Origin of the sequence: Sedimenticola thiotaurini, assembly GCF_001007875.1 — a bacterium.
GTDB classification, from domain to species: Bacteria; Pseudomonadota; Gammaproteobacteria; order Chromatiales; family Chromatiaceae; genus Sedimenticola; species Sedimenticola thiotaurini.
Genome location: NZ_CP011412.1, coordinates 2,118,177 through 2,144,643, shown reverse-complemented (window position 1 = coordinate 2,144,643; position 26,467 = coordinate 2,118,177). Strand labels below are relative to the sequence as shown.

Sequence of the window (26,467 nt, the reverse complement as noted above, 5' to 3'; positions counted from 1 at the left end):
TTTTCCGTGGGTGCATCAGCACATTTTGTGAACGTGGAAACATTACAAGAACAGGCCTCTTGCGGGAGAGAGACTCAATGAAAACGAGGGATTCCAGACGTACAGGTGGGGCGGCCTCAAACAGGTTGGTCGTCGTATTGTCGATTGGCTTGCTGGTCACGCTATTGGCCACACTGCTGGCGTTTGCCAATGTGGTGAAATGGTCCGCCAATGATGCTATCTACATTATCCGTGCGGAGGAGCAGCGGGTGGTTTCGCAAGAGATCGCCAAGAGTGCCCTCTCGGCAGCGGCCGGTAACAAGGAGGCTTTTGGTCAGCTATTGACCTCCCGGGATACATTTGAACGGATCATGACGGAGTTGAAAGAGGGTGATCCAACGGTGGATCTGCCGCCGTCGCCCGAGCCTGTGGCGGAGCCGTTGCGGGAGGTGGAAAACGCCTGGATGGAACTGCGTCAGAACGCCGATGACATTCTCTCCAACCGGGACGCCATTCTGGCGGTGCAGGAGTTTATCGGTGTCATCACCGAGTTCATGCCCCAACTTCAGGAACTCTCGGAACAGGTGGTTAACGATCTGGTGAAGGCCAACGCCGACCCGGTGCAGATCTCCATCGCCTCGCGCCAATTGATGCTCTCCGAACGTATCGATAAGAATGTGAAGAAAGTGTTGGCCGGTGGTCAGGCGACAGCTGCAGCCATCGATCAGTTCAGCCGGGATGCGGATCACCTGGGACGGGTGCTTGAAGGTATGCTGGAGGGGAGCCGGTCGCTGGGTATCACCAAGATTACCGATGCCCGGATTGTGCAGAAGCTGCGTGAAGCGGCCATGCTTTTCAGCACCATTAACGACCATGCCAACGAGATTATCGAAACTGTCCCTTCCGTGTTGCCGGCACTGGAAGCGGCAAGTCAGGTTACATCCGTATCTGACCGGGTGAACCAAGCGGCCAACAACCTGGTGCAGGCTTACGGAGACAGCCCGGGATTGGTCCGTATCATGGGAATCAAGGCCGGACCTGTATTGATCGCGGTGCTCGGTATTATTGCCGTTGCCCTGTTGATCTCACTCGGTTACGCACTGTTGCTTACCTCCCGGCGCCGCGAAGTGGAGAGTAACCAGCTCAACGAACGAAACCAACAGGCTATTCTGCGCTTGCTGGATGAGATGGGTGACCTGGCGGATGGTGACCTGACGGTGACGGCGACGGTGACCGAGGACGTGACCGGCGCCATTGCCGACTCCATCAACTACGCCATTGAAGCACTACGTAGCCTGGTAACCACCATTAACGAGATCTCTGAACAGGTATCCAGTTCGGCCCAGGAGAGTCGCGCCACAGCTATGCACCTGGCGGAAGCGAGTGAGCATCAGGCCGACCAGATTACCTCGGCCACCACGGCAATCAAGCAGATGGCCACAACCATTGACCAGATGTCCCAGGAGGCGACCGAGTCCGCCACGGTGGCACAGCACTCAGTGGGGATCGCTGCCAAGGGTAACGAAACCGTGCGCCGAACCATTCAGGGCATGGACACCATTCGTGAACAGATCCAGGAGACCTCCAAGCGAATCAAACGACTGGGTGAAAGTTCGCAGGAGATTGGTGATATCGTGGAGTTGATTGACGATATTGCTGACCAGACCAACATCCTGGCGTTGAACGCGGCCATGCAGGCGGCCATGGCAGGTGAGGCTGGTCGTGGTTTTGCGGTGGTTGCGGACGAAGTGCAGCGACTTGCAGAACGTTCCGGTAATGCAACCAAGCAGATTGAAGCGCTGGTTAAGACTATTCAGGCGGATACCAACGAGGCGGTCTCCTCCATGGAAGCCACCACCACGGAAGTGGTTGCCGGTGCCCAGCTGGCGGAGGACGCCGGTGAGGCCCTGAAGGAGATTGAGAGCGTATCAAATCATATCTCCGAGCGTATTCAACGTGTTGCCGATACGGCGCAAACCCAGTCCGAAGAGGCTGCGCGGGTGAATGACACTATGAGTGTTATCCAGGAGATCACCACCCAGACATCGGATGGTACGAATCAGACTGCCGCGGCTATTGGCACCTTGGCGGATATGGCTGACGAACTGCAACGTTCAGTGGCCGGTTTCCGCCTCCCTGAAGACGACAACTAACGGATCCCCGGTTTGATCGAAGGGTTCGACGACGGGACGTTGTCAACGATAAACGACCACTGGCGTATATGAAGGCCTGGTATGAGTGATGTCCAAGATCATAGTGTGCTGAAATGGATCAGGGTGGAGCTTGATTCGTCTCTCGAAGCAGCTCGCCATGCACTCGAGTCCTACGTGGACGAGTCCGGTCCGGAAACGGATCTGGAAAACTGCATTACCCATCTGCATCAAGTACGCGGAACCCTGCAGCTCATGCAGCTGTATGGCGCTTCCATGCTGGCGGAAGAGATGGAATTGGTTGCCAAGGCCCTCAGCTCGCTCGGTGAGAAGCGACGCAGGGAGTCTGCCGAGGCGCTGATGGTGGGCCTGGCCCAACTGCCGGAATATCTGGAACAGATTGAATCCGGCTCAGCCGATAGTCCGGTCCTCCTGTTACCCCTGATGAACGAACTGCGGGCGGCGCGGGATGCTGCCCTGTTGTCAGAGGTAACCCTGTTTGCACCGGATCTGGACAACAAGCTGCTACCCGCCGACGGCAGCCAGAGTGCCAATCCCGAACTACCGGCGATTGCCCGGAAACTCCGCTACAAGTATCACAAAGCCCTGCTCGATTGGTACAAGGGGGCGGATAGTGTCGGTGGCCTGGAACGGATCGCCGGTATTTTTCGAGACCTTGAAGAGGCCGCCTGGACCGACCCGGTCAAACGGCTGTTTCGGATCGGGCACGCGCTGGTCAATGCACTGCATGATGGCGGACTGGAGTCAGGCATCGCCACCAAGTTGCTGGTGGGCAAGATAGACCGTGAGATCAAGCGGATTATCGATGACGGAGAACAGCCGGTTGCCCAGGCGCCCGCCAATGATCTGGTCAAGAACCTGCTCTACTATACTGCCCGTTCAGATTCGTCCGATCCGGTGGTGTTGCAGGTGCGGCAGGAGTTTGACCTGGTGGCCGGGCCCCATAGTGAAACCGACCAGGCGGATCTGCACGCCCCCGGCAGGGAGCTGCTGGACTCACTTCGTAGCGCCATCAGTGCCGATCTGACCACCATAAAGGATCAGCTCGATCTGTTTATCCGCGGTAAACGCACCGATCTCAGCCGTCTGCAGGCCCAGCAGGAACCGCTGAAAAAGCTGGCCGATACGCTGGGTATGGTCGGTCAGGGTGAGCTCCGTTCCCGTCTGATGCGTCAGGCCAACAAGATCGGTGAGATTGTTGCCGCCGGTGACGAGCCTGATGAGCAGGATCTGATGGCCATGGCCGGGGATATCCTGTTCATCGAGACATCGCTGAACAACCTCTCGGTGGTCAGGCGTTACGTCCAGACGAAGGATGAACGGGAGCAATCCAGCCTGCCGGAAGGTGAGTTTGAGCGTCTGGTCGACTCGGTTATGCATGAGGCCGGGATCGACATGGCCCGGAACAAAGAGGCCATCATTAACTATATAGGGGAGCCGGGCAATCGGGATCTGCTGGCCGATGTTCCCCGTCGGTTTAAGGGTATAGCCGGCGCCTTCAGCGTACTCTCCCTGACCGATGCTGCCGCCCTGATGGGGCGCCTGAATCTCTACGTTGAAAAGAATCTGCTGGCGGGGGACGGTGTTCCCGATACTGACCAGCTGGATGCCTTCGCAGATGCGGTGACCGGCATTGAGTACTTCATGGAAGCAGTCACCGAGGGGCGTGGTATACACCCGGAAATTCTCGATGTTACCCGGGATGCCCTGGCAGTTCTCGGTGTGCCTGAATCGACACAAATCGAGGAAGAGGCGCCGGTCGATATTGAAATCGAACCACCCGCTGAGGATCGGCAGGAGGAACCACCGACATCTGCGGCGGAGCCTGAGCCTGCAGAAACGGTTGTTAAAACCCCATCGCCCGATCGCACGGCCTCCGTTGACAAACCGGCCCTTGAGGATATCGATGATGAGATCCTGGAGATCTTCATCGAAGAGTCGGAAGAAGAGCTGGCGGTTATTCAGGAGTATCTACCCAGATGGTGTAAAAACCAGGATGACCGGGATGCCCTGACCACGTTCCGGCGCTCGTTCCACACCCTGAAAGGGAGTGGTCGGCTGGTTGGTGCGAAAGTCATTGGTGAGTTCTCCTGGGCGATTGAAAACCTGCTGAATCGGGTCATAGATCAGACCATCGAAGTGTCGCCGCAAGTGATTGAACTGCTGAATGAGACACTGGACATACTGCCTGAGCTGATCGACTGCCAGAAGCGGGGAGTGGCGGCCACGGTTGACACACAACCCCTGATAGAGCGGGCCGAAGCGCTGGCCCAGCCGGATCGCACTCCGGCCGCCTCCAGTACTGCCGACAAAACCTCTGCGCCTGCGGAAACCCTCTCCACCGAAGCACAGCTGGAAGCGCTTGAAGATGAGGTCAGCGCCGATGAATCGATGGAGTTTGTGGCCACCGATGACCTGGATGCCGAACCTGTCGTCCAACAGCTGGATGAACCCGAACACCCGGTAGCTGATCTGCCCGATGAGAGTGCCACTGAAAGTGAAGCGGTTGAGGTAATCGAAGAGGATATAGAGATCCAGACTGTGAATAGTGCTGATGAGGGCGACGAGTCCGCCGAAGCACTACCGGGCGCTCCCATCAATATGGATGAGACGCTGCTGGAGATATTTGAAGCCGAATCCAGAACCCATATCGAGACCTTGTCCCGCTTCCATGAGGCTTGCAGCGGTAATCCACTCGTCTGCCGGATCGACAAAGAGATTGTGCGGGCGCTGCACACCCTGCACGGCAGTGCCGAGATGTCCGGGGTCGACCCGATTGCCCAGGTCAGTACTGCCCTGGAATCCCTGGTGTCGGAACTGAAGGGGATGAACCGCTCTGCCGATCCTGTCACCCTGGAGTTGATCGGTCGTGGTGTTGAACTGTTCAACACGATTCTGGGTGTGATTAATGTCCCAGGAGCAGAATTGCCGGATTGGCAGGGGCTGGTGGCCGATATCTATGACCAGAGCCGGGCGGCTCTGGCCGCTCAGGTGACGGATGAGCCCGATTCCGGTTTTGTCGAATCACCCGACCCGGCGACGGATGAGCAACCTGCATCCGCAGAAACAAGCGCTGAAGATCTGGATCAACAGGCGGTCCTGCCGGAAGCAGTCGATACCGATGCGCTGGCGGAAACCGTAACGATTGAACCACCGGAAGTAGTGGAAGATGCGGAGCCGGCGCCTGCCGAAACGGAGCTGGCTGCTGAACCGGTGGAACTGGTGATCGAAGCGCCTGCATCTGCCGACGAGCCTGGGGATCAGCCGGTTACGGAAGAATCCCCTCCAGCGCAGATTGAGGATCAGCCGCCCGCCCCAACCGCATCGCCGACCGCTTCCGATCAAGCAGCGAAAGTGGTCAGTGGACCGGTTATGGTGGATCTGGAAGGTGATCCGGAGTTGGTGGATATCTTCCTGGAGGAGGCGAGAGAACTGCACGAGTCTCTGGAAGGTGCACTGGAGTCAGGTGATTTTGATCTGACCAACAAGACCCTTTCAGAAGATCTGCAACGCACCCTGCACACCCTCAAGGGCGGTGCGCGCCTGGCCGGGGCGATGCCGATTGGTGATCTCAGCCACGCCTTTGAATCACTCCTGACCGCCATCGACCAGGAGCGGGTCAGTGGTGGGGATGAACTGATCCACCTGACCCACGAGGTGGTAGATCGCCTGGCGGAGCAGATAGACGATCTGTCGGCCGCTCCCCGACTGCGTTCGGCGGACGATCTGGTGCAACTGCTGGAGGCCTGGCTCGCCGCCGGTGGGCCACCGGAGGTGGTTGCCGAGTCCGCAGCCGCCGATGCCGCTAGGGAGCCTGAAGCCGCCCCGCCAGCGGAGGAGCCCGGAGAAGAGATCGCGGTAACTGCACCGCTCCCCCAGGAGCCGGCCAGTGAACCGGAAGTTCAGCCGGTCGAAGCTGAAATTCCCGAGGTGGTGGCGGAATCGCATGAACCGGAAGCCGATCAGGTAACGGTTACGGACACTCCCATACCTGCCGCTCCGGAGCCCGAGGTCACTCCACCGACGCCGATCGACACTGCCACCAGTGTCAGTGCTGAAACCACCGGCTCGGTGGCCAGTCGCGGTCAGCGAGAGCAGGTGCGGGTTCGTTCCGACCTGCTGGACCGGCTGGTTAACTACGCCGGTGAGGTGAGCATCTACCGAACCCGTCTGGAGCAGCAGAACGGACAGTTGAAATTCAACCTGTCGGAGATGGAGCAGACCGTCAGTCGTCTGCGTGATCAGCTCCGCCAGCTGGAGATTGAAACAGAAGCACAGATTCTGTTCCGCTACGAACAGGATCGCGACGACGAACAGGCGCTGGACGCCTCATTCGATCCGCTGGAGCTGGACCGTTTCTCCGCCATGCAGCAGGTCTCCCGAAGCCTGATGGAGACGGTCAACGATCTGACCAACATCAACAGCTTCCTGGAGGAGTTGCAGTCGGAAACCGATACCCTGCTGCTGCAGCAGTCCCGTATCACCACCGACCTGCAGGACGGCCTGATGCGCACCCGGATGGTGCCGTTTTCCCAGGTTGTACCACGGCTGCACCGGGTGGTCAGACAAACCAGTAACCAACTGGACAAGCGTGCCGAACTGGTCATCCAGGGCGGTGACAGCGAGATCGATCGCGGTATCCTGGAGCGGATGATTGGCCCGCTGGAGCATATTCTGCGGAATGCCATTGCCCACGGTATTGAGTCACCCGATCAGCGCCAGGCCGCCGGCAAGCCGAAGACCGGAAAGATCAGTCTGCTCCTCTCCCGAGAAGGATCAGATGTGCAGATCGTCGTCTCCGATGACGGTGCCGGAGTGAATATCGAAAAGATCCGGGCACAGGCGATCAAGAGTGGTCTGTTGGATCCCAACGCGGAAGTGGCGGATTCAGATGTGCTGCCGTTTGTACTGGAACACGGATTCAGCACCGCCAGCAAAGTGACCCAGATTGCCGGGCGCGGCGTGGGACTCGACGTGGTGGTGGCCGAGGTCAAACAACTGGGTGGTTCGCTGGATATCAAGTCCCAGGCGGGCCAGGGCGTCAGCTTTATTGTCCGCCTGCCCCTGACACTGGCGATCACCGATGCACTGCTGGTGGAACTTGCCGGGGAGATCTACGCCATTCCGCATACCAGTGTGGAAGGTGTGGTGCGGGTGGCGCGGCAGGAACTTGAAGCCTGTTACAGTGGCCAGCAGACCGTCTATACCTATGCCGGCCAGGACTACCAGGTCCGTTACATGGGCAGCATGCTGAATGTCAGTCAGGTCAATCTTTCGGATCAACGCAAGTGGTATCCCCTGTTGCTGGTACGGGCAGGCGATCATCATGTGGCCATGCAGGTAGACGGCCTGTTGGGTAACCGCCAGATCGTGGTCAAGTCGGTGGGGGTACAGGTCTCAACCGTACGCTGGATCTCCGGCGGCACCATTCTGGGTGACGGACGGGTTGCCCTGATTCTGGATGTGACAGCGCTGGTACGTTCCGATGTGGCCCAGACCGCAGCTCCCCATCCCGAGATCGCCAGGGTCGATATGACCGAGCCGGAACCGGGCATCGGCCGCACGGTAATGGTGGTGGACGATTCCATTACGGTGCGCAAGGTGACCGGCCGACTGCTGGAGCGGCATGGTATGAACGTCATCACCGCCAAGGACGGTGTGGACGCGGTGGCCCTGCTGCAGGAGCAGCGGCCCGATATTATGTTGCTGGATATCGAGATGCCGCGTATGGATGGCTACGAGCTGGCCCGGCATATGCGCAATTCGGATGAGTTGAATATGATTCCCATCATCATGATTACCTCCCGTACCGGTGAAAAGCACCGTAATGTGGCGATGGAACTGGGTGTCAGGCGTTATCTGGGTAAGCCTTACCAGGAGAATGAGCTGCTTGATAATATCTATGCCGTATTGAAAGAGGAGGCACTATGAGCAGCAAACAGACCTCTACCGAGGTGCGGGGAGTGTTGCTGCCCATGCGGGAAGGGCGGCTATTGCTGCCCAATGCGGCAGTCTGTGAAGTGGTCAGCTTCAGAACGCCCGATAAGGCGCCGGAAGGCGCGCCAAGCTGGGTGCTGGGCACCTTCAGGTGGCGGAATCATGTGTTGCCTCTGATCTCTTTTGAGCAGTTGCAGGGAGGGATCTCCGGGGAGATTGGCAACCGTGCCCGGGTTGCCATTTGTAATACCCTGAACGGCAGCGAACAGCTACCCTATATCGGTATACTGCTGCATGCCGCGCCCCATCTGACCCTGGTCTCGCAGGAGTCCCTGACCCCCTTCCTGGATGATGAGCCGCTGCACGAGATGGTTGCCAGTCGGGTGATTGTCAACGGGGTGGACGCCTTGATCCCGGATCTGGACGCCCTGGAGTCGGCCTTGTCCGGAGTTCCTCTTTAAGGTTATGGTCCGGGTGGATGGGGCAGCTCCGGCTGGCCACCACACCCCGCTGGTTTTTTTCGGCCTGCCCGTATAATATCCTCGGTTTTGCTCCCCCACTGCGATCAATCCCATGTCAGCACTCCCGGAAAAGACCAGAAGCTCCAATAATTTCAATAAATTGAAAAAACGGCTGGAGCGTGAGGTCGGCAAGGCGATCGGTGATTTCAATATGATCGAGGAGGGCGACCGGGTCATGGTCTGTCTCAGCGGCGGGAAAGATTCCTACACTCTGCTGGATATTCTGTTGACCCTGAAGGCCCGGGCGCCGATCGACTTCACCTTGATCGCCATGAATCTGGACCAGAAACAACCCGGTTTTCCGGCCGAGGTGCTGCCGGAATATCTGCAGCGCCTGGGTGTGGAGTACCGGATTGTGGAGGAGGACACCTACTCGGTGGTGCGGGAGAAGATACCGGTGGGAAAAACCACCTGTTCGCTCTGTTCCCGCCTGCGGCGTGGCATTATCTACCGGGTAGCCAGTGAGCTGGAAATCACCAAGATCGCCCTGGGCCATCATCGGGACGATATAGTGGAGACCCTGTTCCTGAACATGTTTTTTGGCGCCAAGCTCAAGGCGATGCCGCCAAAGCTGCATACCGACGATGGTCGGCATGTGGTGATCCGACCGCTGGCCTACTGCGCGGAGAAGGATATCGCCCGCTACAGCCGAGCCCGGGAATTCCCCATTATTCCCTGTAATCTCTGTGGCTCCCAGGAGAATCTGCAACGTAAGCAGATCAAACAGATGCTGGCGGAGTGGGAGCAGCAGTATCCGGGCCGTACCGCTAACATCTTCACCGCCCTGACCAGCGTGGTGCCGTCCCATCTGGCGGATACCGGATTGTACGACTTCAACAATCCCGGCGGCGACATAGGCGAAGGGGATACAGTGTTCGATCCACCCCAGATTGCCGGTCCCGGGCTGATCAGGTAAGCGCGAAACAGAGCCCGATCTGTCCCACAGAAGCTGTTGTCGTGGGCGGGGCTACTTGCCGGACTTCCCGATACAGGCCGAGGGTGGATATCCGAATGCCCGTTGAAATGCCGTAGAGAAATTTGCGGTACTCGAGTAGCCGGCGCAATGGGCCGCTTCTCCCACGGTAATTCCATCCTCCAGCAGTTTCTGTCGGGCCTGTTCCAGCCGGCGGGTCCGGATAAACTCCATGATGGTAGATCCATAAGCCCGTTTGAACAGGCGCTGCAGGGTGCTGGGGCTCATGCTGCTGTTCCTGGCCAGTGTCTCCACGCTTAATGTCTCTTCAATATGCTCCAGAATGAAGTCCCGCAGCATACGGGCTCTTTTCGCATCCCGTGAATTAAGTGTCTGCCCCTGTGTATCCGGGCTATCCGGTTCACTCTGCATCAGGGCCTGGCGTAATAGTCCCAGGGCAGCCATCCCGCCGGTCAGCCTGCCGATAGCGGAATGTTCCAGATCGGAAGCGAAAATCTCCTCTGCGAAACGCAGGGATTGGGCATTGGGCTTCCACCTCAGTAACTGCACGTCGGCAAGCGCTTCATCCGACAGGTTTACCAGACAGGTTTCGGATAGATCCACGAACTGCAATAACTGGGCAAAGGGCAGGCTGATGTTTATCTTGCGTATTCGCTGGCCGGCTCGGGTCCAACGATCCAGCCTGGCCTCCCGGCTGTTTATCCAGAGGTATCCACTGGGGCCGTCGTGACTCGTCATGTAGACCGGGTGGCCATTTATAGTGGCTTCCAGGTCGCCCTCCAGCATCAGGGCGACCGTTATTTTGGGTGGAATGGAGAACTGTTGATGGCCGGTCAGTCTTTCCAGGCTGTCATTGGTATGGATGCTGAGATCCAGACCAAGATTGCTGAAGGAGCATCTGCCCTCGATATAGTCGATGACCGACGTGCCGTGGTCGATCGGATGGGCTGGGTCTCTATTCCGAAGTGGGTGTAGCTCTCTCATGACTTAACTCGATCAGTCGGACCGCAACCGGGTCCGTTTGGTGTTTTCTCAAAACGCATTGAACTTTGCTCAAAAGCAAATACAGTTGAGAATCATTATCATATGCATCTCACAGATTTTCAACAGTTCAGGCTGAGTGCAGCCATTTTGGGTGATAACAATGCAATACGAACGAGTAATGGACGGAGTGCGACAACTGAAACAGGTTAATCGTTTGATGAGCCAACCTGGCCGGCAGCGGTGTTCATTGCTGAGAAGTAGCATCCTGTTGGCGCTGTTGGCACCGTCCGGCCTGGTTGTTGCCGATCAAGCCGATGAAGTGCAGATGCTCGATGTGGTACGTGTGCTTGGCCAGGCGGAAGAGGGTTTCAATGTCGCTGTTACCGATGACATGATCGAGGCCCGCCAGGCGTCCGATCTGGAGGATCTGTTGGGTCACGACCCATCAATCACCGTGGGTGGCGGGGCACCTGTTGCACAGAAAATCTACGTGCGTGGTCTGGAAGATACGTTGCTGAATGTAACCATTGATGGTGCGACCCAGGCCGGTTATCTGTACCACCACCAGGGGCGGGTCAATGTAGAGCCGGAATTGATCAAAAACGTAGTGGTCAAAGCCGGCGCCGGTAACGCGGCAGATGGTGCCGGGGCCCTGGGTGGCGCCATTCACTTTCAGCTCAAGGATGCGGCGGATATGCTGGCTCCGGGTGAAACCGCCGGTGCACTGATCAAGGGCGGGTTCTCCAGCAACAACAGCGCCTGGAAAAAACATGCGAGTGCCTATGGTCTGTTAACTGAGGATTTTGGGGTGCTGGTGAGCGGTACGCACCTGAAGTCGACTAAAGACTATAAAGCCGGTGATGGTAACCGGGCCTCCGAAACCAAGCAGCTGCAGCAGGATTTTCTGCTGAAGCTTAGCGGTAATCTGGCAGACAACCATTATGTATCCCTCAGTTACGAGAACTATCTCGATGAAGGGCGGCGCTACTCCCGGGCCAACATGGGGGCGCTGTTTCATCCGATCTATCCCAACCTGCCGGTGGATCAGCGAACCGAGCGCCAATCCTGGATCGGGAAATACGGATATAACCCGAACAGTGAGCTGGTGGATCTGTCGGCAACCCTGTATCACAACGACAGCACGATTCAGAAACGGGGCGACCTGTGGGCGGCAGCCTGGCCACCGGCTCCGCCATTCCCAACCGCCGACTATTACAATGGCGATTACCACGGTGGCGGTGTGAAGAGCCTGGGTTTCGACCTGCGTAATATCAGCAGACTGGGGGCGCATCAGTTCGAATATGGATATGAGTACCGCACGGATACCGCCTATCTGGTCAACCCGGTGGTGAACGGCTTTAATGATGAAGAGACCGATATCCACGCCCTGTTTCTGCAGGCTGATCTGCAGATTTTTGACAACCTGCGCCTGAGCACCGGCGTCCGCTACGATGATTACGACTATACCGATAACAATGGTCTGAATATCAGCGACAGTGGTGTGAGCCCGAACGCCACCCTGAGTTTCGATGTGACCGACGCCCTGGAACTAAGCGTCGGCTATGCCCGGGCATTCAAGGGGGTGAGCAGTCCCGAGGTGTTCTTCCTGGAGTTCCCCCCGACAGGTGGCACACTGTCCAGCTACACCGGTCCCAACAGCAGTGTGGTGCTCCCCGGCTTCACGGTCGGTGCCCTGCAGGCGGAGGAGTCTGACAATGTGGAACTGGGCTTCAAATACCGGGCAGGAGATTTTGCGGCGAGCGGTGAACTCTACCGGCAGACCATCGAGCATGCGCAGTACACCTCTTCAACCACCCGCTACAGCTACGTGGATGATGTGAAGGTTAAGGGCTACGCATTACGTATGGCCTACTACATGGATGATGTGTCGATCAATCTCGGTGTGGCACACAGCAAACCGGAAATTGGCGGACAGCCGCTCTCCAGTGGTGATATGGGTCTGGGTACCGCCTACGGACGAAGCTGGACCCTGGGCCTGGAGTACGACTACAGCGCCACTATCGTACTGGGTTGGGATGCCCGTTTTGTCGAACGCCTGACCGATGTCCAGGCCGGACAGGATGAGAAGGCCGGCTACGGGGTCCATGACCTGTTCGCCCAGTGGCAGCCCAATGACCAGCTGAGCGTCGGCATCGCCATTAATAACCTGTTCGACAAATTCTATTACGACCAGGGTACTTACTATTCGCGTGACAGCACAACAGACCCTTATGGCTTGCCCGAACCTGGACGCAACTTCAGGTTGTATGCCAGCTACCGATTCTGATTCGGCGTAAAACGCAGGGCAAATCATGTTCAAGTATCTGTGGTTGAGTGTTTTATGTTTACTGGCTCTGCCGGCTGGTGCGGAAATTCGCATCACCGACATTGCCGGTCGTACGGTGGTTCTGGAGGCCCCCGCGGAAAGAATTATCCTCGGTGAAGGACGGTTCCTGGCGGTGCTGGGTGTTCTCGGAGTGGAGCAACCCCTGTCCCGGGTGGTCGGCATGATGAATGAATTCCGGCGTTTTGATCCGACCGGCTTCAGCCGTTACCGGGAGGCGTTTCCCGAAATCGATCAGGTGGCCACTTTTGGTCAGACATCGGAGCAGACGGTCAGTATAGAGCAGGCGATTCTGGCCCAACCGGAGGTGGCTATCTTCGGTCTTCAGGGCCATGGACCCGGGGTTCGTTCCCGCCATATTGTTGAGCGGCTGGAGGCAGCCGGTATCAAGGTAGTGTTCATCGACTTTCGCCAGAAGCCCCTTGAGCATACAGCCCGTAGTGTGGAGATAGTTGCCCGGGTTCTGGGGCTTGATCAACGTGGCCGGGAGTTTGCCCAGCGTTACCAGCAGGAGTTGCACAGGGTCATTGACCGCCTGAAATCATCACCGCCGGAACAGTGTCCTTCGGTGCTGCTGGAGGTTCGGGTGGACCTGGAACAGCCCTGTTGCCTGACGATCGCCAGCGGGATGTTTGCTGACATGATCGATGCGGCCGGGGGGTGTAACGTGGCCCGAGGCCTGCTGTCCGGACCGACCGGGCAGTTGAGCATGGAACATGTGATTGCGACTGCACCGGAGGTGTATATCGGTACGGCTGTCGGCCAGGCGGTGCCGGACCAGCGTTATCGCCATATTGTATTGGGCGCCGGCAGTGACCGGGAGAGTGCGCGCCACTCCCTGGAAGCGATGTTGACACGGGATGGTTTTGCCGGTCTGCCGGCCATGCAAAACCATCGTGCACACGGCTTATGGCACCATTTCTACAACTCTCCGTTAAACATCTATGCCCTGCAGAAGATTGCCCAATGGCTGCATCCCAAGTTGTTTGAGGATCTGCAACCGGAGCAGTTGCTGCAGGAACTGCTGCGCGGATTCCAGCCTGTCGATCTGAACGGCGTTTACGCCATTACACGGGATTAATACTCCATGCTATCAGCCAATCTGAGCCTGCGGGCCGATAAGAGTCAAGCGTACTTCGATTCCCTCTGTAAGCACTTTGCACGCAAAGTTGAAGTCGAGCGTGTTGGTAATCAGGCCAGCGTCGCTTTCCTGCAGGGTAGTTGCAGCATGTCGGTTGAAGATGACCTGCTGATGTTTGTGGTGCACGCCGGGGATAGCGCTTCGCTTGAGACGGTGAAGACGATCATCACCACCCATGTGGTGCGTTTTTCGGCATTTGATGATGGGGATATGAACTGGTGTGCGGCCGACTCGGTTGTCGTGGGAGCACAGTCGTGACCACTGAGGCTCTGGTTGGCATCCGGTATCGCAAACGATCCCGCAATCGACTGCTGTTGCTGGTGCTGGTTTCTGTCGCACTGTTGTTGAGCCTGACGCTGGATGTGGCCAGCGGTCCGGGCAACTATCCCATTGATCAGGTGCTGTCGGTACTGTTCAGTGCCGAATCTCAGGGTACCCAACTGAAGGTGGTGATCTGGGACCTGCGTCTCCCTGTGGCACTGATGGCGGTGGCAGTGGGGGTGATGCTGGGTGCTTCCGGTGCGGAGATGCAGACCATTCTGAATAACCCCCTGGCGGAGCCATTTACGTTGGGTATATCTTCTGCAGCTGCTTTCGGGGCGGCGCTGGCAATCGTGTTCGGGGTGGAACTATTGCCGTTCGGTCATAGCGCACTGATCAGTGTGAACGCATTTTTGTTCGCCCTGTTAACGGCCTATCTGTTGTATCTGTTCACCCGGCTGCGTGGTGCCTCCAGTGAAACCATGGTATTGATCGGTATTGCACTGCTGTTCACTTTCAACGCCCTGCTGGGGCTGTTGCAGTACACCGCAAACGATGCCCAGTTGATGCAGATTGTATTCTGGATGATGGGCTCCCTGTCACGGGCAACCTGGGAAAAACTGGCCATCTGCGGCCTGGTCATGGGGCTGGTATTGCCATTTTTTATCTACCGGAGCTGGATGCTCACCGCATTGCGCCTGGGCGATGACCGTGCTGCAGCCCTGGGGATTGATATCCAGCGTCTGCGTATGCAGGTGTTGGTCGCGGTTTCGCTGCTGGCCGCCACTGCGGTGGCGTTTGTCGGGACGATCGGATTTGTCGGCCTGGTGGGCCCCCATATTGCCCGACTGCTGGTCGGGGAGGATCAACGTTACTTCCTACCCATGTCCATGCTGGCTGGTGGGCTGATGATGTCCCTGACATCCCTGATCAGTAAATCGGTAACGCCCGGGGTTATCTACCCGGTGGGTATCGTGACATCGTTGATCGGGGTGCCGTTCTTCATCAGCCTGATACTGTCAATACGGCGCAGGAACTGGTCATGACGTTACGGGTAGAGAGGCTGACCTTTGGTTATCCGGATAAGCCGGTACTGCGGTCGGTGAATACCGGCGACCTGCCGGTCGGCAGACTGACCGCTCTGTTGGGACCCAATGCAGCGGGTAAATCCACCTTTTTTCGTTGTGTTGCCGGCTTGCAGCAACCACAGGCTGGCCAGGTGTTGCTGGCCGGAAATGATCTGCACGCGGCGACACGGGCAGAGCTGATCCGTGATGTCTGCTATATGCCGCAGAGTTTTTCCAGCAATGCTGCTTTAACAGTTTTTGAAGTGGTTCTGCTGGCACGGAAACAGCTGCAGGACTGGCGTGTCCATGACGACGACGTGAGTGCCGTGTCCCACTTGCTGCTGCGTTTTGGAATTCAGCACCTGGCGGAGCGTTATATCGCCGAGCTGTCCGGTGGGCAGCAGCAGATGGTGGCCCTGTGCCAGGCCATGGTGCGTCGGGGCCGCCTGTTTCTGCTGGATGAGCCGACCAGTGCGCTCGATCTGCGGCATCAGTTGGAGGTGATGCAGACGCTGCGGGAGATCACCCGGGAGCGGGAAGCTGTCACCATTGCCGCAATGCACGATCTGAACCTGGCGGCCCGCTTTGCGGACCATATTTTATTGATGGAAGAGGGACGGGTGGTGGCCTCGGGTGCCACTGACGATGTGCTCTGCTCCTCGGAACTGGCCCGTACCTATGGCGTGGACATCGAACTGCAACGTTCCAGAGATGGTGTCTATATGGTCGGGGCCAGAATCTAGGGCAACTGCCGGTACCTGATGGAACCGGTAGTCCAATCCAATTATTCGGGTTCGGCAAAATCCGCTGTAACGGGAATGCCGGAACCACGCAATGTCTGTTGAGGTGATTGTGATGAAAGATTCAGTCCAGAAAACGGGGCAGGGCCTGATGCAGGGGAACGGCCTGCAACCGCAGATACCTATGGACGGGCCGACCCCCTTGCCAGATGGTCCGGGGTTGGGTGTGGATCCGGCATCCGGTATGGAGCCACTGCCCGGCCTGCTGGAGCGGGCACAGTCCCTGTTGGAGATTGGTGGTCCGGTGGTCACCATCCTGGTGATGATGTCATTTGTGGCGTTGTTGATCGTGGTGATGAAACTGATCCAGTTCAGGGCGCTTCGTATCGGAAACATCCGACCGGCGATGCGCGCCGTTTCAGCTTGGCGTAGCGGGGATCGGGAGCAGGCCCTGGAGCATCTGGACGGCTGTTCCAATCCCGTTGCCAGGGTGGTGGCGCAGGCGATACATGGCCGGCAATCCGCACTGCCGGAGGAGCGGGTGCGGGAAGAGGTATTACGCTGCGGCAGCGATATTCTTTTCCAACTCAGGCGGGGATTCCGACCACTGGAAGTGATCGGCTCACTGGCACCACTGCTGGGTCTGCTGGGTACGGTGCTGGGGATGATCAAGGCGTTCCAACAGCTGGAAGCTGCCGGTAACCAGGTGAACCCTGCGATCCTGTCCGGCGGTATCTGGGAGGCCCTGCTGACCACGGCGGTTGGCCTCTGTGTGGCAATACCCGCGGTGGCCATGCTGAACTGGCTGGAGCGGCGTATCGATCACCTGGCCCATGAGATGGATAACCTGGTTACCCAGATCTTTACCGAAGAGCTGTCCCAGCCTGTCGCTGTAAAACAGGATTCCGTGCCGGAACCGGCGCGACCTGTGTTACGGCGCCCAGCGATCACCGAATCCCATGCAGACGCCATCCAGACAGCCTAGTTTCAGCCAAGGAGAGGGGCGGCGCAGGGGCATCATCAGCCTGACACCACTGATCGACGTGGTTTTTATCCTGTTGGTGTTTTTTATGTTGTCCTCGAGCTTTCTCGAATGGCGTGCCATCACGGTCGCCACCACCGGATCATCGACGACTGGCTCTGGGGAGCGCAGCCGGGAATCCCTGTTACTGAGTGTCAGCGATGTAACAATCCGGCTGAATGGTGAGCAGATTTCCATCCGGGAGCTGATACCACTCCTGCAGCGACAGATGGAAGCGGACCCGACGCTGTTTATCCAAGTGATGCCGATAGGAGAGACCCGTCTGCAGTCGGTGGTGAAGCTGCTTGATCAGTTCAAACTGGCTGGAATTACGCGCTTCCGCCTGATCCGTGACGGCAACTGGTCCACTCCACCAGCGGGTGTGGCGGGTAGTTGAGAATGCATTTTGAACAACGTTCCCCAGACAACAGTGAGGCCAGCATACTGCCGCTGATCAATGTGGTGTTTCTGCTGCTGATTTTTTTCATGATTGCCGGCAGCCTCAGCGTCAGTGAGCCGTTGGATGTCAGCGCGCCGGAATCCACCAGTCAAGGTACGCCGGAACAGGAGAGCTTGCGCCTGTTGCTCGCTGGTGATGGTCAGATGGCGCTGCAGGGCAGGGTTATGGATGAAGCCGCGCTGCTGCATCAGGTGGAACTGGCTCTCCAGGCGGAACCCGGTTTGCGGGTACAACTCAAGGCCGATGCCGCTGTTCCCGGCAACCGTGTTGTTAAGTTCATGGAGCAGCTTCATCAGGCCGGTGTGGAGAAGCTGTTCCTGATCACCCTGCAGGCTGACCAATGACCCGGTTGCGGAGTCGTCACTGGCTGTTGGGAGGGGGCGTCACACTGCTCCTCTATCTGGGCCTGCTGGTGCTGATTCTGTGGCGTCCGCCTGCTCCGGCTGTGGCGGCCAATACGGGCGTGGGCGGCATAGAGATCGGTCTTGGTCCCCCGGGTGGTACAGCGGCAAGCGTACCATCGAGGGAGAATGGGCAGACAACAGCAGTCGAATCGACTGCCGGACAGGAGCCGGAGCCGGAGCCGAAGCCGGAGCCGAAGCCGAAGCCGAAGCCGAAGCCGGAGCCGAAGCCGAAGCCGAAGCCGAAGCCGGAGCCGAAGCCGGAGCCGGAGCCGGAGCCGAAGCCGAAGCCGAAGCCGAAGCCGAAGCCGAAGCCGAAGCCGGAGCCGAAGCCGAAGCCGGAGCCGGAGCCGAAGCCGAAGCCGAAGCCGAAGCCGGAACCGAAGCCGGAACCGAAGCCGGAACCGAAGCCGAAACCGGTATCGAAACCGGAACCGAAGCCGGAACAGACATCATCGTCCGTACCTGAGGCACTCTCCCGATCTCCATCGAATACCGGGGCAGACAGCCAATCCAAAACCCAGGCAGTGTCCGGGCCGGTTGCAGATGGGGCGACCAATGAAAGTGGAGGAGCTGATCGGGGTGACAACAGTCCCGGGGGTGGTCAGGTCGGCCGTTCCAAAGACTATATGCTGATCCTGCAGAGCTGGCTGGAACGGCACAAGGAGTATCCGAGACGGGCGCGGCGCCGGCACCAGCAAGGTGTGGTCATGCTCTATTTTGTCATGAATCGGCAGGGACAGGTCCTGCATTATGAGATACGCAAGAGTTCAGGTTATGCGCTGCTGGACCGGGAAGTGAGTGAGATGATCAAACGGGCCCAGCCTTTGCCGCCCATGCCGGCGACACTGACAGGTTCCCGGTTGGAACTGGTGGTGCCGGTGGAATTTGCACTCCGCTGACAGGTTTCCGAACAGAGGAACAGTATTTCTATTTGCTGGCGGTTCCCGGGAGCGCCAGGTTTAAACAGGTAGAGTGGGGAGCGACCCGCTATACAGGCCGCTCCCCGGTGTCGGGCCGACGGATCAGGCCACTTTCAACTGGCCCAGGCAGGCCTCAAGGACTTCCGATCCACCGGCGTACTCTCCGTCGATGCCGCTTTTGCCTTGGTAATGTTCAAACACGCCTTTACTCCGGTGGATTCAGTTAAATTCGGGGTGCTGTGAAAAAAGTGGGCGGTTTTGCCGATGTTCCCAAAACAGCTCGTGAAAGTGATAAGCGACGGTATTGATGGCCGGTTCGATCAACGCGATCGCTCCCCCCAACAGGGCGCTGCCGGTCATCAGGTAAGCGACCGAGAAGGCGACGCTGAAGTGCACTGCGGCAAAAGTGATTGTCTTGGTCATGGTTTGTTCCTTCCGGCATCCGGTATTTCCTGGTGATGGAAGGATTATCCAGCTTGACGGTAAATAGGTAAAATCGTTAGTTACTATCTGTATGATAGCTAATACCTATAGATGAGGTTATTAGCCCCGGGGTGTCAGGCCGTGCTGGAGGGGCGGATTCGATCCACGGTATTGGGGAGGTTGTCCAGTATCACCGTGGCCAGGGCCTGTAGCGCTGCCAGTCGTGGAAAACTGTGGCGATAGATCAGGGCCACCTGTCGGTAGGCGTTTCCGGCCTCGAGCGGCTGGGCCACCACCCCGCTGCCACTGATCCAGGAGCTGCGCATCGCCAGGGCGGGAATCAGGGTGATACCGTAACCGGCACCGACCAGCTGGATCAGGGTCTCCAGACTGGCAGCGCGCAGATCCGCCAGGTTGCCCTCCGCCTGGCGCTGTTGCAGACGGCATACCGCCATCGCCTGGTCCGCCAGACAGTGACCCTCGGAGAGCAGCAGCAGATTCTCCTTGTCCAGGTCCTGCTGGGTGATCTTTTCCCGGGTGTAGAACGGGTGATTGCGGGGATAGGCAACCCAGAACGGCTCCTTGAACAGTGGCCAGGTCTCCAGGTCGGGTGAACCCGCCGGGGTGGCCAGCAGGGCGGCGTCGATCTCATGCCGCTGCAGGCGCTGTAGCAGGGTATCGGTCAACTCTTCGGACAGCACCAGCTGTATCTGGGGGTAGCGTGTTTTCAGCGGCATCAGGAGCAGCGGCATCAGGTAGGGACTGAGGGTGGGAATGGCGCCGATGCGCAGGGGACCGGCCAGTGGATCCTGGTGGCGCTGGGATACCTGCTGGATCGCCTCTGCCTGCTCCATGATCTGCCGTGCATGGTCCAGTATCTCCTCCCCCACCGGGGTGATCTGCACATGGCGGTTGTTGCGTTCGAACAGGGTGACTCCCAACTCCTCCTCAAGCTTCCTGAGCTGGCCGCTGAGTGTGGGCTGGCTGACGAAGCAGCGCTCTGCCGCCCGGCCGAAGTGCCGGGTTTCGGCCACCGCAATGATGTATTTCAGATCCCGCAGGTTCATGGCATGGCCATCGCTGAAAACGATGATTCCGAGTATATCCCACTGGTAGGGACGATCAATCGGTTATCCCCGGAGGGGCCTATAACCGGGCGGCGATGGGGGCGCCCCAGTGGGATCAGCGGAAATCGCCCCACTGGGTCTGGATGGCCGCGATGGCCGCCAGTGGTGCGGTCTCGGTACGCAACACCCGGGGACCCAGACGCAGACCGGAGAATCCGTTTGTGGTGGCCTGTGTGCGTTCCGTTGCTGACAGCCCCCCCTCGGGCCCCACCAACAGGGTCACGGCTTCTCCCGGTGGCGGCAGTTCATGCAGGGCCCGGTCGGCCCGATGATCCAGTAGTAGCCCGTCCGCTGTGTTGGCAACGCCAAGCCAGCTATGCAGCTCCTGCACCGGATTGAGGCTGGGGATGCGGCGTCGGCCCGACTGCTCGCAGGCGGCGATGATCACCTGTCGCCAATGCTGCAGCCGTTTTGCCTGTCGTTCGCTCGGCAACCGTACCTGGCAGCGTTCGGTGATCAACGGGGTGATTTCAGCAACCCCCAGTTCCACGGCTTTCTGGATGGCGAAGTCCATCCGTTCGCCTTTGGAGATACCGATGGCCAGATGGATCTGTAAACAAGCCGGCGCCTCGGCGGGTTCCAGGCGCTGCTGCACCTCTGCGTAGCTGCTGCGTCGGGATGTCTCTCCCAGGTGGGCGCTGTAGTCATGGCCATCGCCGTTGAACAGGATGATCTCTGCTCCCGTCTTCAAGCGCAGTACCTGGACCAGGTGTCGGGTGGGGCCCTCCTCCAGCATGATGCGGTTGCCCGGTTGCAGGGGCTGGCTGGTGTAGATGCGATGCCGTTGCATATCAGTCCCGGGTGGCCAGATCGATGCCCTCGGTGGCGATCCGTGCCAGCTCCCGAATCTGCTCCGGAGTGATTACATAGGGGGGCATGAAATAGGTGACATTACCCAGTGGGCGGAGCAGGGCGCCCTGGCTGAGGGCGTGCTGGTAGACCCGCAGGCCGCGCCGCTCCTGCCAGGGGAAGGGCGTGCGGCTGGCCTTGTCCTTTACCATCTCGATGGCCAGGATCATGCCGTGTTGACGTACCTCCGCCACGTGGGGGTGATCGTTCAGGTGGGCGGTTGCTTCCGCCATCACCCGCGCCAGTTGGCGGTTGTTTTCGATCACCTGATCCTGGTCAAAAATCTCCAGGCTGGCCAGCGCCACGGCACAACCGAGCGGGTTGCCGGTGTAGCTGTGGGAGTGCAGAAAGGCGGTCAGGTTTTCGTAGTTGTCGTAAAAGCTCTGGTAGACAGACTCGCTGGTCAGCACCAGGGAGAGGGGCAGGTACCCGGCGGTCAGCCCTTTGGAAAGGCAGAGAAAGTCCGGGCTGATCTGGGCCTGTTCACAGGCGAACAGAGTGCCGGTACGGCCGAATCCTACCGCGATCTCGTCGGCGATCAGGTGCACCTGATAACGATCGCACGCCTCCCGCAGCAGTTTCAGATAGGTTGGATGATACATGCGCATGCCGCCGGCGCACTGCACCAGTGGCTCCACAATCACGGCACTGATCTCTTTATGGTGCTCAGCCAGCAGCGCCTCCATGTCGGCAAAGCGACGGACCGAGTAATCCTCCCAGGACTCGCCCGCTTCCCGGTCGAAACAGTCCGGGGAGGGGGCGGTAAACACCTCCATCAGCAGCGGTTCGTATGTCTCCTTGTAGAGTGATACGTCACCCACCGCCAGGGCCCCGAGGGTCTCCCCGTGATAGCTGTTGGAGAGGGTGACGAAACGGTGCTTGCCCTTGTAACCCTGATTGCGCCAGCTGTGGTAGCTCATTTTCAGGGCTGCCTCGATAGCCGAGGAGCCGTTATCCACGTAGAAGCAGCGCTCCATCCCCGGCGGAGTGAGCTCGACCAGTTTTTCCGCCAGCTGTATGGCTGGCTCGTGGGAGAATCCGGCCAGCATCACGTGTTCCAGCTGATCCACCTGGGCTTTCAGGGCGGCGTTGATGCGGGGGTTGGCGTGGCCGAACAGGTTGACCCACCAGGAGCTGACCGCATCGATATAGCGGTTGCCGTCAAAGTCCTCCAGCCAGACCCCTTCGCCGCGCCGGATCGGAATCATGGGCAGCCATTCGTGATCCTTCATCTGGGTGCAGGGGTGCCAGAGCACCGAGAGATCGCGCCGGGTGATTTGCTGATTGTTACTCATATCATTTTTACCTGATCCGCATTCGTGAGGGGGGATGATAACAGTTGCACTCAATAATTGGGGCGCAGAGAGAGGAGTACCGTGACGAGGAACTGGGCCAGCGCCAACAGCACCGGAACCAGGCCCCAACCCTGGCCGGCCAGGATGAACAGACCGCCCAGCAGGAATAGTGTTGCCCGCACTGCACTGTAACGCCCCAGCCGTGATCGGAGCGACTGTTCCCGCTGCTTGTTGCTGGTGCTGAGCCAGAGTGGCAACAGATGGGTTGCTGCGCCGCTCACCAGAGGCAGCAGAAACAGCGGAATAAAGGCGTGGGTGGTGTTGGTCGGCGGGAGCCAGCCCTCTGCGTGGGCTGCACCGCTGAGCAGAATCACCAGCAGACCCAGCACGGCACCGGCCAGGGATGTAACAGCGCCATGGGAGCGCCAGACAGTGCTGCGATGGGTCACCAGCAGTGATTTAAGCAGTCGGGCCAGCGGCAGCAGCCAAAGCAGCACGCCAAGCAGGGCTGCGGCCGGTGACCAGGCGGCTCCCGCCGCAATCAGCAGTGTGCCCGCCACCATCCAGGGCCATTGCTGCATCAGCCAGGGACCCGCGTCGGGGTCGCTGTACCCGCCGGTGGTGGGGAGCAGCACCCGCAGGGTACCCAGGGCGGTGAGACCGACAAATCCCAGGAGATTCAGGTGCAGGTGCAGGCGTCGCAACGGTCCCCACTGCTCCGGCAGGAAAAAGGCAGCCAGGATGGCGAGCAGTCCCCCTATCAGGGCCAGCAGCGCCAGTTGATACCAGAGCAGCCCCGGATGGGGGCGGCCCAGAGTCTGTCGTTTGCGTTGCAATATCCATAAACTCAGCCAGCCGGCGGCTACCAGTCCCAGCAGCGCGGCCAGCGGATAGAGGGAAAAGGAGAAGAACAGGCTGAAGCTGAGCAGCAGACCGGCGGCGAGCGCCAACAGGGCCGGCGCCAGAGCCCGGGGTTCAGCTGTCCGGGTACGGGTCAGTACCGGTACGAAATAGGTCATGGCGCCCATGATCAGCGGCATAATGCCCAGGGCGAAGATCAGGTGCAGTGGTGCGGATGGCCGCAACGGGAGCAGCTGGGGCAGCAGCAGCCCCGAGGCGAATCCCACCAGGGTAGTTAACAGCAGAACGATCAGCAACGGGTGCAGTTTCACCGGCACTCCCTATATGGCCCATGTGTGTGCCGCAGCGGGTGCGGTCGGGCTGTTGATTATATCGGATTGTGCGTGAACGCTCCCGGTACCACCGGCGGGATTGGCTGGATGCTTGAGCGGCAGATTGGTCGGGTGGACCGGTTCGCCCACCCGACACAGTTAAACGGATCAGCGCCGCAGCCCGCCGGCGGAATTACTCCGGCAGGTTGAGATTGTCCCAGATCTTCAGGGTCGCCGCCGACTGGTTCATGGTGTAGAAGTGCAGTCCGGGGGCGCCCTGATCCAGCAGGCGCTGGCACAGCTCGCTGACCACGTCTACGCCAAAGGCGCGGATACTCTCCACGTCATCGGCATAGGACTCCAGGCGCTTGCGTATCCAGCGCGGTATCTCCGCACCACAGGCATCGGAGAAGCGGCTCAGATTGCTGTAGTTGGTGATCGGCATGATACCCGGCACGATGGGGATCTGGATCGCCAGTTCTTTACAGCTGTCGACAAAACGGAAGTAGGCGTCCGCGTTGTAGAAGTACTGGGTGATGGCGCCGTTCGCTCCGGCCGCCACCTTGCGCTTGAAGTTCTCCAGGTCAACCCGGGCATTGGCAGCCTGGGGGTGGAACTCGGGATAGGCGGCCACTTCGATATGGAAATAGTCCCCGAACTCGCGCCGGATCAGTGCCACCAGTTCGTTGGCGTAGTTGAGTTCACCCCGGCCACTCATGCCGGTGCCCGAGGGCAGGTCACCGCGCAGGGCAACCAGTCGACGGATGCCCTGTGCTCTATAGCGGGTCAGCATCTCCACGATCTCGACCTCACTGCTGCTGACGCAGGAGATGTGGGGGGCCGCCTCGATTCCTTCGGTAACCAGCCACTCGACGCTCTGGAAGGTGCGCTGCTGGGTCGATCCGCCGGCCCCGAAAGTGACGGAGACATAGAGCGGATTGATCCGCGCAAGTTTTTTTACCTGGGTTTTCAGCTTCTCCATCCCCTCCTCGCTCTTGGGCGGGAAGAGTTCGAAACTGAACAGTTTTTGATCAGTCTGTTGTGAATGCATCGGCTTCTATTGATCTGTGAATAGCGCCCATACCGGTAACAAACTGCTATCCGGTATGGGGGCAATGAATGGGACAATGGCCGGGTCCCACCGTCAGGTCGGGACCCGGGTCAAACGGGGATCAGTAGCGGTAGTGATCGGGCTTGTAGGGCCCCTCTACCGGTACGCCGATATAGTCGGCCTGTTCCTGGGTCAGGGTGGTCAGCTTGACGCCGATCTTCTCCAGGTGCAGGCGGGCCACCTCTTCATCCAGCTTTTTCGGCAGGGTGTAGACCCGGTTTTCATATTCGCCGGTGTGATTCCAGATCTCCATCTGGGCCAGGGTCTGGTTGGTGAAGCTGTTGGACATCACGAAGCTGGGGTGGCCGGTGGCGCAACCCAGGTTCACCAGCCGGCCCTTGGCCAGCAGGATGATCCGCTTGCCGTCCGGGAAGATGATGTGATCCACCTGGGGCTTGATGTTCTCCCACTGGTACTGCTCCAGGCTGGCGACGTCTATCTCGTTATCGAAGTGACCAATGTTGCAGACGATGGCCTGGTCTTTCATTCGCGCCATGTGATCGTGCTGGATCACGTGGTAGTTACCGGTGGTGGTGACAAAGATATCGGCCTGGTTGCACACCTCGTCCATGTTCACCACCCGGAACCCCTCCATGGCCGCCTGCAGGGCGCAGATCGGATCGATCTCGCTGACCCAGACAGTGGCACCGAGCCCTTTCAGGGATTGGGCGCAGCCCTTGCCCACGTCGCCATAGCCCAGTACCAGGGCGATCTTGCCGGCGATCATCACGTCGGTGGCCCGTTTGATACCGTCCACCAGGGATTCCCGACAGCCGTACAGGTTGTCGAACTTGGACTTGGTTACCGAATCGTTGACGTTGATGGCGGGGAAGGGCAGCTCGCCCCGCTCCTGCATCTGATAGAGCCGGTGTACCCCGGTAGTGGTCTCCTCGGTAACGCCCTTGATGTTCTTCATTTTACTGGAGTACCAGTCGGACTGGATGGCCAGGTGTTCACGGATCGCAGCGTACAGTACCCGCTCCTCTTCGCTGCCCGGGTTGTCCAGCACGCTGATATCCTGCTCCGCCTTGCTGCCCAGGATCAGCAGCAGGGTGGCGTCGCCGCCATCATCCAGGATCATGTTGGGTGTGCCGCCATCGTGCCACTCCATGATCTTGTGGGTGTAGGCCCAGTACTCCTCCAGGCTCTCGCCCTTGTAGGCAAACACCGGGATCTGCTGGTCGGCAATGGCGGCTGCGGCATGATCCTGGGTGGAGAAGATGTTGCAGGAGGCCCAGCGAACCTCGGCCCCCAGCTTGATCAGGGTCTCGATCAGTACGGCGGTCTGGATAGTCATGTGCAGGCTGCCGGCAATGCGTGCACCTTTGAGGGGTTTGCTGTCGCCATACTTCTCCTGCAGGGCCACCAGGCCCGGCATTTCCGTATAGGCGATGGCGATCTCCTTGTGGCCCCACTGGGCCAGGGAGATGTCGGCGATCTTGTAGTCGTTAAAGTTGTTGTCCACTACGGCGTTCATGTTTAGTCTCCGAAAAAACCAAGCGCCGTTCATTACCCATGTTCCCACTCCCGAGCCTGGCAGGTGACCCTGTTGCAGCGCTTCTCGGGAGGGGTATTACGTTATCTCACTCTACTGTTTGCAGGCTGA

At 59.0% G+C, this 26,467-nt stretch carries 22 protein-coding genes and 1 riboswitch; of the genes, 13 read left to right on the top strand and 9 right to left on the bottom strand.

The annotated features are described in order from the left end of the window. Positions 1-137: 137 nt before the first annotated feature. The 4 genes from AAY24_RS09720 to ttcA all read left to right on the top strand — a co-directional run bounded on the left by AAY24_RS09720 (position 138) and on the right by ttcA (position 9,524). The gene (locus AAY24_RS09720; protein ID WP_335337164.1) at positions 138-2,132 is read left to right on the top strand and encodes a methyl-accepting chemotaxis protein; all 1,995 of its coding nucleotides are present in this window, start codon (positions 138-140) and stop codon (positions 2,130-2,132) included. Positions 2,133-2,213: 81 nt separating this feature from the next. After that, positions 2,214-8,081, top strand: coding sequence for a hybrid sensor histidine kinase/response regulator (locus AAY24_RS09715; protein ID WP_046859519.1), 5,868 nt, complete (start codon positions 2,214-2,216; stop codon positions 8,079-8,081). Further along, positions 8,078-8,548 (top strand): chemotaxis protein CheW, encoded by a 471-nt coding sequence (locus AAY24_RS09710; RefSeq protein ID WP_052761165.1) that lies wholly within the window; start codon positions 8,078-8,080, stop codon positions 8,546-8,548. The genes AAY24_RS09715 and AAY24_RS09710 overlap by 4 nt, the downstream gene beginning before the upstream one ends. Positions 8,549-8,660: 112 nt before the next feature. After that, complete coding sequence (ttcA, locus tag AAY24_RS09705; protein ID WP_046859518.1) at positions 8,661-9,524, top strand: tRNA 2-thiocytidine(32) synthetase TtcA; 864 nt, start codon at positions 8,661-8,663, stop codon at positions 9,522-9,524. 51 nt (positions 9,525-9,575) lie between these two features. Here ttcA and AAY24_RS09700 read toward each other — a convergent pair whose 3' ends face one another. Next, positions 9,576-10,526, bottom strand: a complete 951-nt coding sequence (locus AAY24_RS09700) for a helix-turn-helix transcriptional regulator (protein ID WP_046859517.1) — start codon at positions 10,524-10,526, stop codon at positions 9,576-9,578. A gap of 247 nt (positions 10,527-10,773) precedes the next feature. On the opposite strand from AAY24_RS09700, the gene AAY24_RS09695 reads away from it, so the two are divergent. The 8 genes from AAY24_RS09695 (at position 10,774) to AAY24_RS09660 (ending at position 17,904) form a co-directional block, all read left to right on the top strand. Beyond that, the gene (locus AAY24_RS09695) at positions 10,774-12,813 is read left to right on the top strand and encodes a TonB-dependent receptor domain-containing protein (protein WP_199930336.1); all 2,040 of its coding nucleotides are present in this window, start codon (positions 10,774-10,776) and stop codon (positions 12,811-12,813) included. A gap of 25 nt (positions 12,814-12,838) precedes the next feature. Continuing rightward, positions 12,839-13,951 carry an ABC transporter substrate-binding protein gene (locus AAY24_RS09690; protein ID WP_046859515.1) on the top strand — a complete coding sequence of 371 codons (1,113 nt, stop codon included), beginning with the start codon at positions 12,839-12,841 and terminating at the stop codon, positions 13,949-13,951. A gap of 6 nt (positions 13,952-13,957) precedes the next feature. Further along, entirely contained in the window at positions 13,958-14,269 is a 312-nt protein-coding gene (locus AAY24_RS09685; RefSeq protein ID WP_046859514.1) for a DUF2218 domain-containing protein, read from the top strand. Beyond that, a complete protein-coding gene (locus AAY24_RS09680; RefSeq protein ID WP_046859513.1) occupies positions 14,266-15,318 on the top strand; it encodes a FecCD family ABC transporter permease in 1,053 nt (350 codons plus the stop codon). The genes AAY24_RS09685 and AAY24_RS09680 overlap by 4 nt, the downstream gene beginning before the upstream one ends. Beyond that, on the top strand, positions 15,315-16,082 hold the full coding sequence (locus AAY24_RS09675) for an ABC transporter ATP-binding protein (RefSeq protein WP_046859512.1): 768 nt from the start codon (positions 15,315-15,317) through the stop codon (positions 16,080-16,082). Before AAY24_RS09680 ends, AAY24_RS09675 begins: the two co-directional genes overlap by 4 nt. Positions 16,083-16,323: 241 nt before the next feature. Next, complete coding sequence (locus tag AAY24_RS09670) at positions 16,324-17,064, top strand: MotA/TolQ/ExbB proton channel family protein (RefSeq protein ID WP_046861179.1); 741 nt, start codon at positions 16,324-16,326, stop codon at positions 17,062-17,064. Beyond that, positions 17,039-17,497, top strand: coding sequence for an ExbD/TolR family protein (locus tag AAY24_RS09665; protein ID WP_046859511.1), 459 nt, complete (start codon positions 17,039-17,041; stop codon positions 17,495-17,497). Before AAY24_RS09670 ends, AAY24_RS09665 begins: the two co-directional genes overlap by 26 nt. A gap of 2 nt (positions 17,498-17,499) precedes the next feature. Further along, positions 17,500-17,904, top strand: coding sequence for an ExbD/TolR family protein (locus tag AAY24_RS09660; RefSeq protein WP_046859510.1), 405 nt, complete (start codon positions 17,500-17,502; stop codon positions 17,902-17,904). Positions 17,905-17,956: 52 nt separating this feature from the next. On the opposite strand, the gene AAY24_RS19195 is transcribed toward AAY24_RS09660, so the two are convergent. Next, positions 17,957-18,478 carry a hypothetical protein gene (locus AAY24_RS19195; protein ID WP_199930335.1) on the bottom strand — a complete coding sequence of 174 codons (522 nt, stop codon included), beginning with the start codon at positions 18,476-18,478 and terminating at the stop codon, positions 17,957-17,959. 112 nt (positions 18,479-18,590) lie between these two features. Between AAY24_RS19195 and AAY24_RS18910 the strand changes: the two genes are divergently transcribed. Beyond that, positions 18,591-18,863, top strand: coding sequence for an energy transducer TonB (locus AAY24_RS18910; RefSeq protein ID WP_199930334.1), 273 nt, complete (start codon positions 18,591-18,593; stop codon positions 18,861-18,863). A 240-nt stretch (positions 18,864-19,103) separates the two neighbouring features. On the opposite strand, the gene AAY24_RS09650 is transcribed toward AAY24_RS18910, so the two are convergent. From AAY24_RS09650 to ahcY, 7 genes are all read right to left on the bottom strand, one after another. After that, positions 19,104-19,307: a DUF2061 domain-containing protein gene (locus AAY24_RS09650; protein ID WP_046859508.1), complete on the bottom strand. Its 204-nt coding sequence runs from the start codon at positions 19,305-19,307 to the stop codon at positions 19,104-19,106. A 134-nt stretch (positions 19,308-19,441) separates the two neighbouring features. Then, positions 19,442-20,374: a LysR substrate-binding domain-containing protein gene (locus AAY24_RS09645; RefSeq protein ID WP_046859507.1), complete on the bottom strand. Its 933-nt coding sequence runs from the start codon at positions 20,372-20,374 to the stop codon at positions 19,442-19,444. 115 nt (positions 20,375-20,489) lie between these two features. Further along, positions 20,490-21,224 carry a 16S rRNA (uracil(1498)-N(3))-methyltransferase gene (locus tag AAY24_RS09640; RefSeq protein WP_046859506.1) on the bottom strand — a complete coding sequence of 245 codons (735 nt, stop codon included), beginning with the start codon at positions 21,222-21,224 and terminating at the stop codon, positions 20,490-20,492. A 1-nt stretch (position 21,225) separates the two neighbouring features. Continuing rightward, a complete protein-coding gene (locus tag AAY24_RS09635) occupies positions 21,226-22,578 on the bottom strand; it encodes an adenosylmethionine--8-amino-7-oxononanoate transaminase (protein ID WP_046859505.1) in 1,353 nt (450 codons plus the stop codon). Between the two features lie 50 nt (positions 22,579-22,628). Continuing rightward, positions 22,629-23,750 carry a hypothetical protein gene (locus tag AAY24_RS09630; protein ID WP_199930333.1) on the bottom strand — a complete coding sequence of 374 codons (1,122 nt, stop codon included), beginning with the start codon at positions 23,748-23,750 and terminating at the stop codon, positions 22,629-22,631. Positions 23,751-23,943: 193 nt separating this feature from the next. Beyond that, positions 23,944-24,801: a methylenetetrahydrofolate reductase [NAD(P)H] gene (gene metF, locus AAY24_RS09625; RefSeq protein ID WP_046859504.1), complete on the bottom strand. Its 858-nt coding sequence runs from the start codon at positions 24,799-24,801 to the stop codon at positions 23,944-23,946. A gap of 121 nt (positions 24,802-24,922) precedes the next feature. Further along, the gene (ahcY, locus tag AAY24_RS09620) at positions 24,923-26,338 is read right to left on the bottom strand and encodes an adenosylhomocysteinase (RefSeq protein WP_046859503.1); all 1,416 of its coding nucleotides are present in this window, start codon (positions 26,336-26,338) and stop codon (positions 24,923-24,925) included. Positions 26,339-26,351: 13 nt separating this feature from the next. Next, positions 26,352-26,430, bottom strand: a riboswitch (S-adenosyl-L-homocysteine riboswitch). Positions 26,431-26,467 lie beyond the last annotated feature (37 nt).

Bases quoted from the DNA above. Each gene is read 5' to 3' on its own strand.
- ahcY (WP_046859503.1), bottom strand. From the start codon at position 26,338: ATGAACGCCGTAGTGGACAACAACTTTAACGACTACAAGATCGCCGAC.
- AAY24_RS09635 (WP_046859505.1), bottom strand. From the start codon at position 22,578: ATGAGTAACAATCAGCAAATCACCCGGCGCGATCTCTCGGTGCTCTGG.
- AAY24_RS09650 (WP_046859508.1), bottom strand. From the start codon at position 19,307: ATGACCAAGACAATCACTTTTGCCGCAGTGCACTTCAGCGTCGCCTTC.
- metF (WP_046859504.1), bottom strand. From the start codon at position 24,801: ATGCATTCACAACAGACTGATCAAAAACTGTTCAGTTTCGAACTCTTC.
- ttcA (WP_046859518.1), top strand. From the start codon at position 8,661: ATGTCAGCACTCCCGGAAAAGACCAGAAGCTCCAATAATTTCAATAAA.
- AAY24_RS09640 (WP_046859506.1), bottom strand. From the start codon at position 21,224: ATGCAACGGCATCGCATCTACACCAGCCAGCCCCTGCAACCGGGCAAC.
- AAY24_RS09660 (WP_046859510.1), top strand. From the start codon at position 17,500: ATGCATTTTGAACAACGTTCCCCAGACAACAGTGAGGCCAGCATACTG.
- AAY24_RS09690 (WP_046859515.1), top strand. From the start codon at position 12,839: ATGTTCAAGTATCTGTGGTTGAGTGTTTTATGTTTACTGGCTCTGCCG.
- AAY24_RS09700 (WP_046859517.1), bottom strand. From the start codon at position 10,526: ATGAGAGAGCTACACCCACTTCGGAATAGAGACCCAGCCCATCCGATC.
- AAY24_RS09665 (WP_046859511.1), top strand. From the start codon at position 17,039: ATGCAGACGCCATCCAGACAGCCTAGTTTCAGCCAAGGAGAGGGGCGG.
- AAY24_RS18910 (WP_199930334.1), top strand. From the start codon at position 18,591: ATGCTGATCCTGCAGAGCTGGCTGGAACGGCACAAGGAGTATCCGAGA.
- AAY24_RS09645 (WP_046859507.1), bottom strand. From the start codon at position 20,374: ATGAACCTGCGGGATCTGAAATACATCATTGCGGTGGCCGAAACCCGG.
- AAY24_RS09670 (WP_046861179.1), top strand. From the start codon at position 16,324: ATGGAGCCACTGCCCGGCCTGCTGGAGCGGGCACAGTCCCTGTTGGAG.
- AAY24_RS09675 (WP_046859512.1), top strand. From the start codon at position 15,315: ATGACGTTACGGGTAGAGAGGCTGACCTTTGGTTATCCGGATAAGCCG.
- AAY24_RS09715 (WP_046859519.1), top strand. From the start codon at position 2,214: ATGAGTGATGTCCAAGATCATAGTGTGCTGAAATGGATCAGGGTGGAG.
- AAY24_RS09685 (WP_046859514.1), top strand. From the start codon at position 13,958: ATGCTATCAGCCAATCTGAGCCTGCGGGCCGATAAGAGTCAAGCGTAC.
- AAY24_RS09710 (WP_052761165.1), top strand. From the start codon at position 8,078: ATGAGCAGCAAACAGACCTCTACCGAGGTGCGGGGAGTGTTGCTGCCC.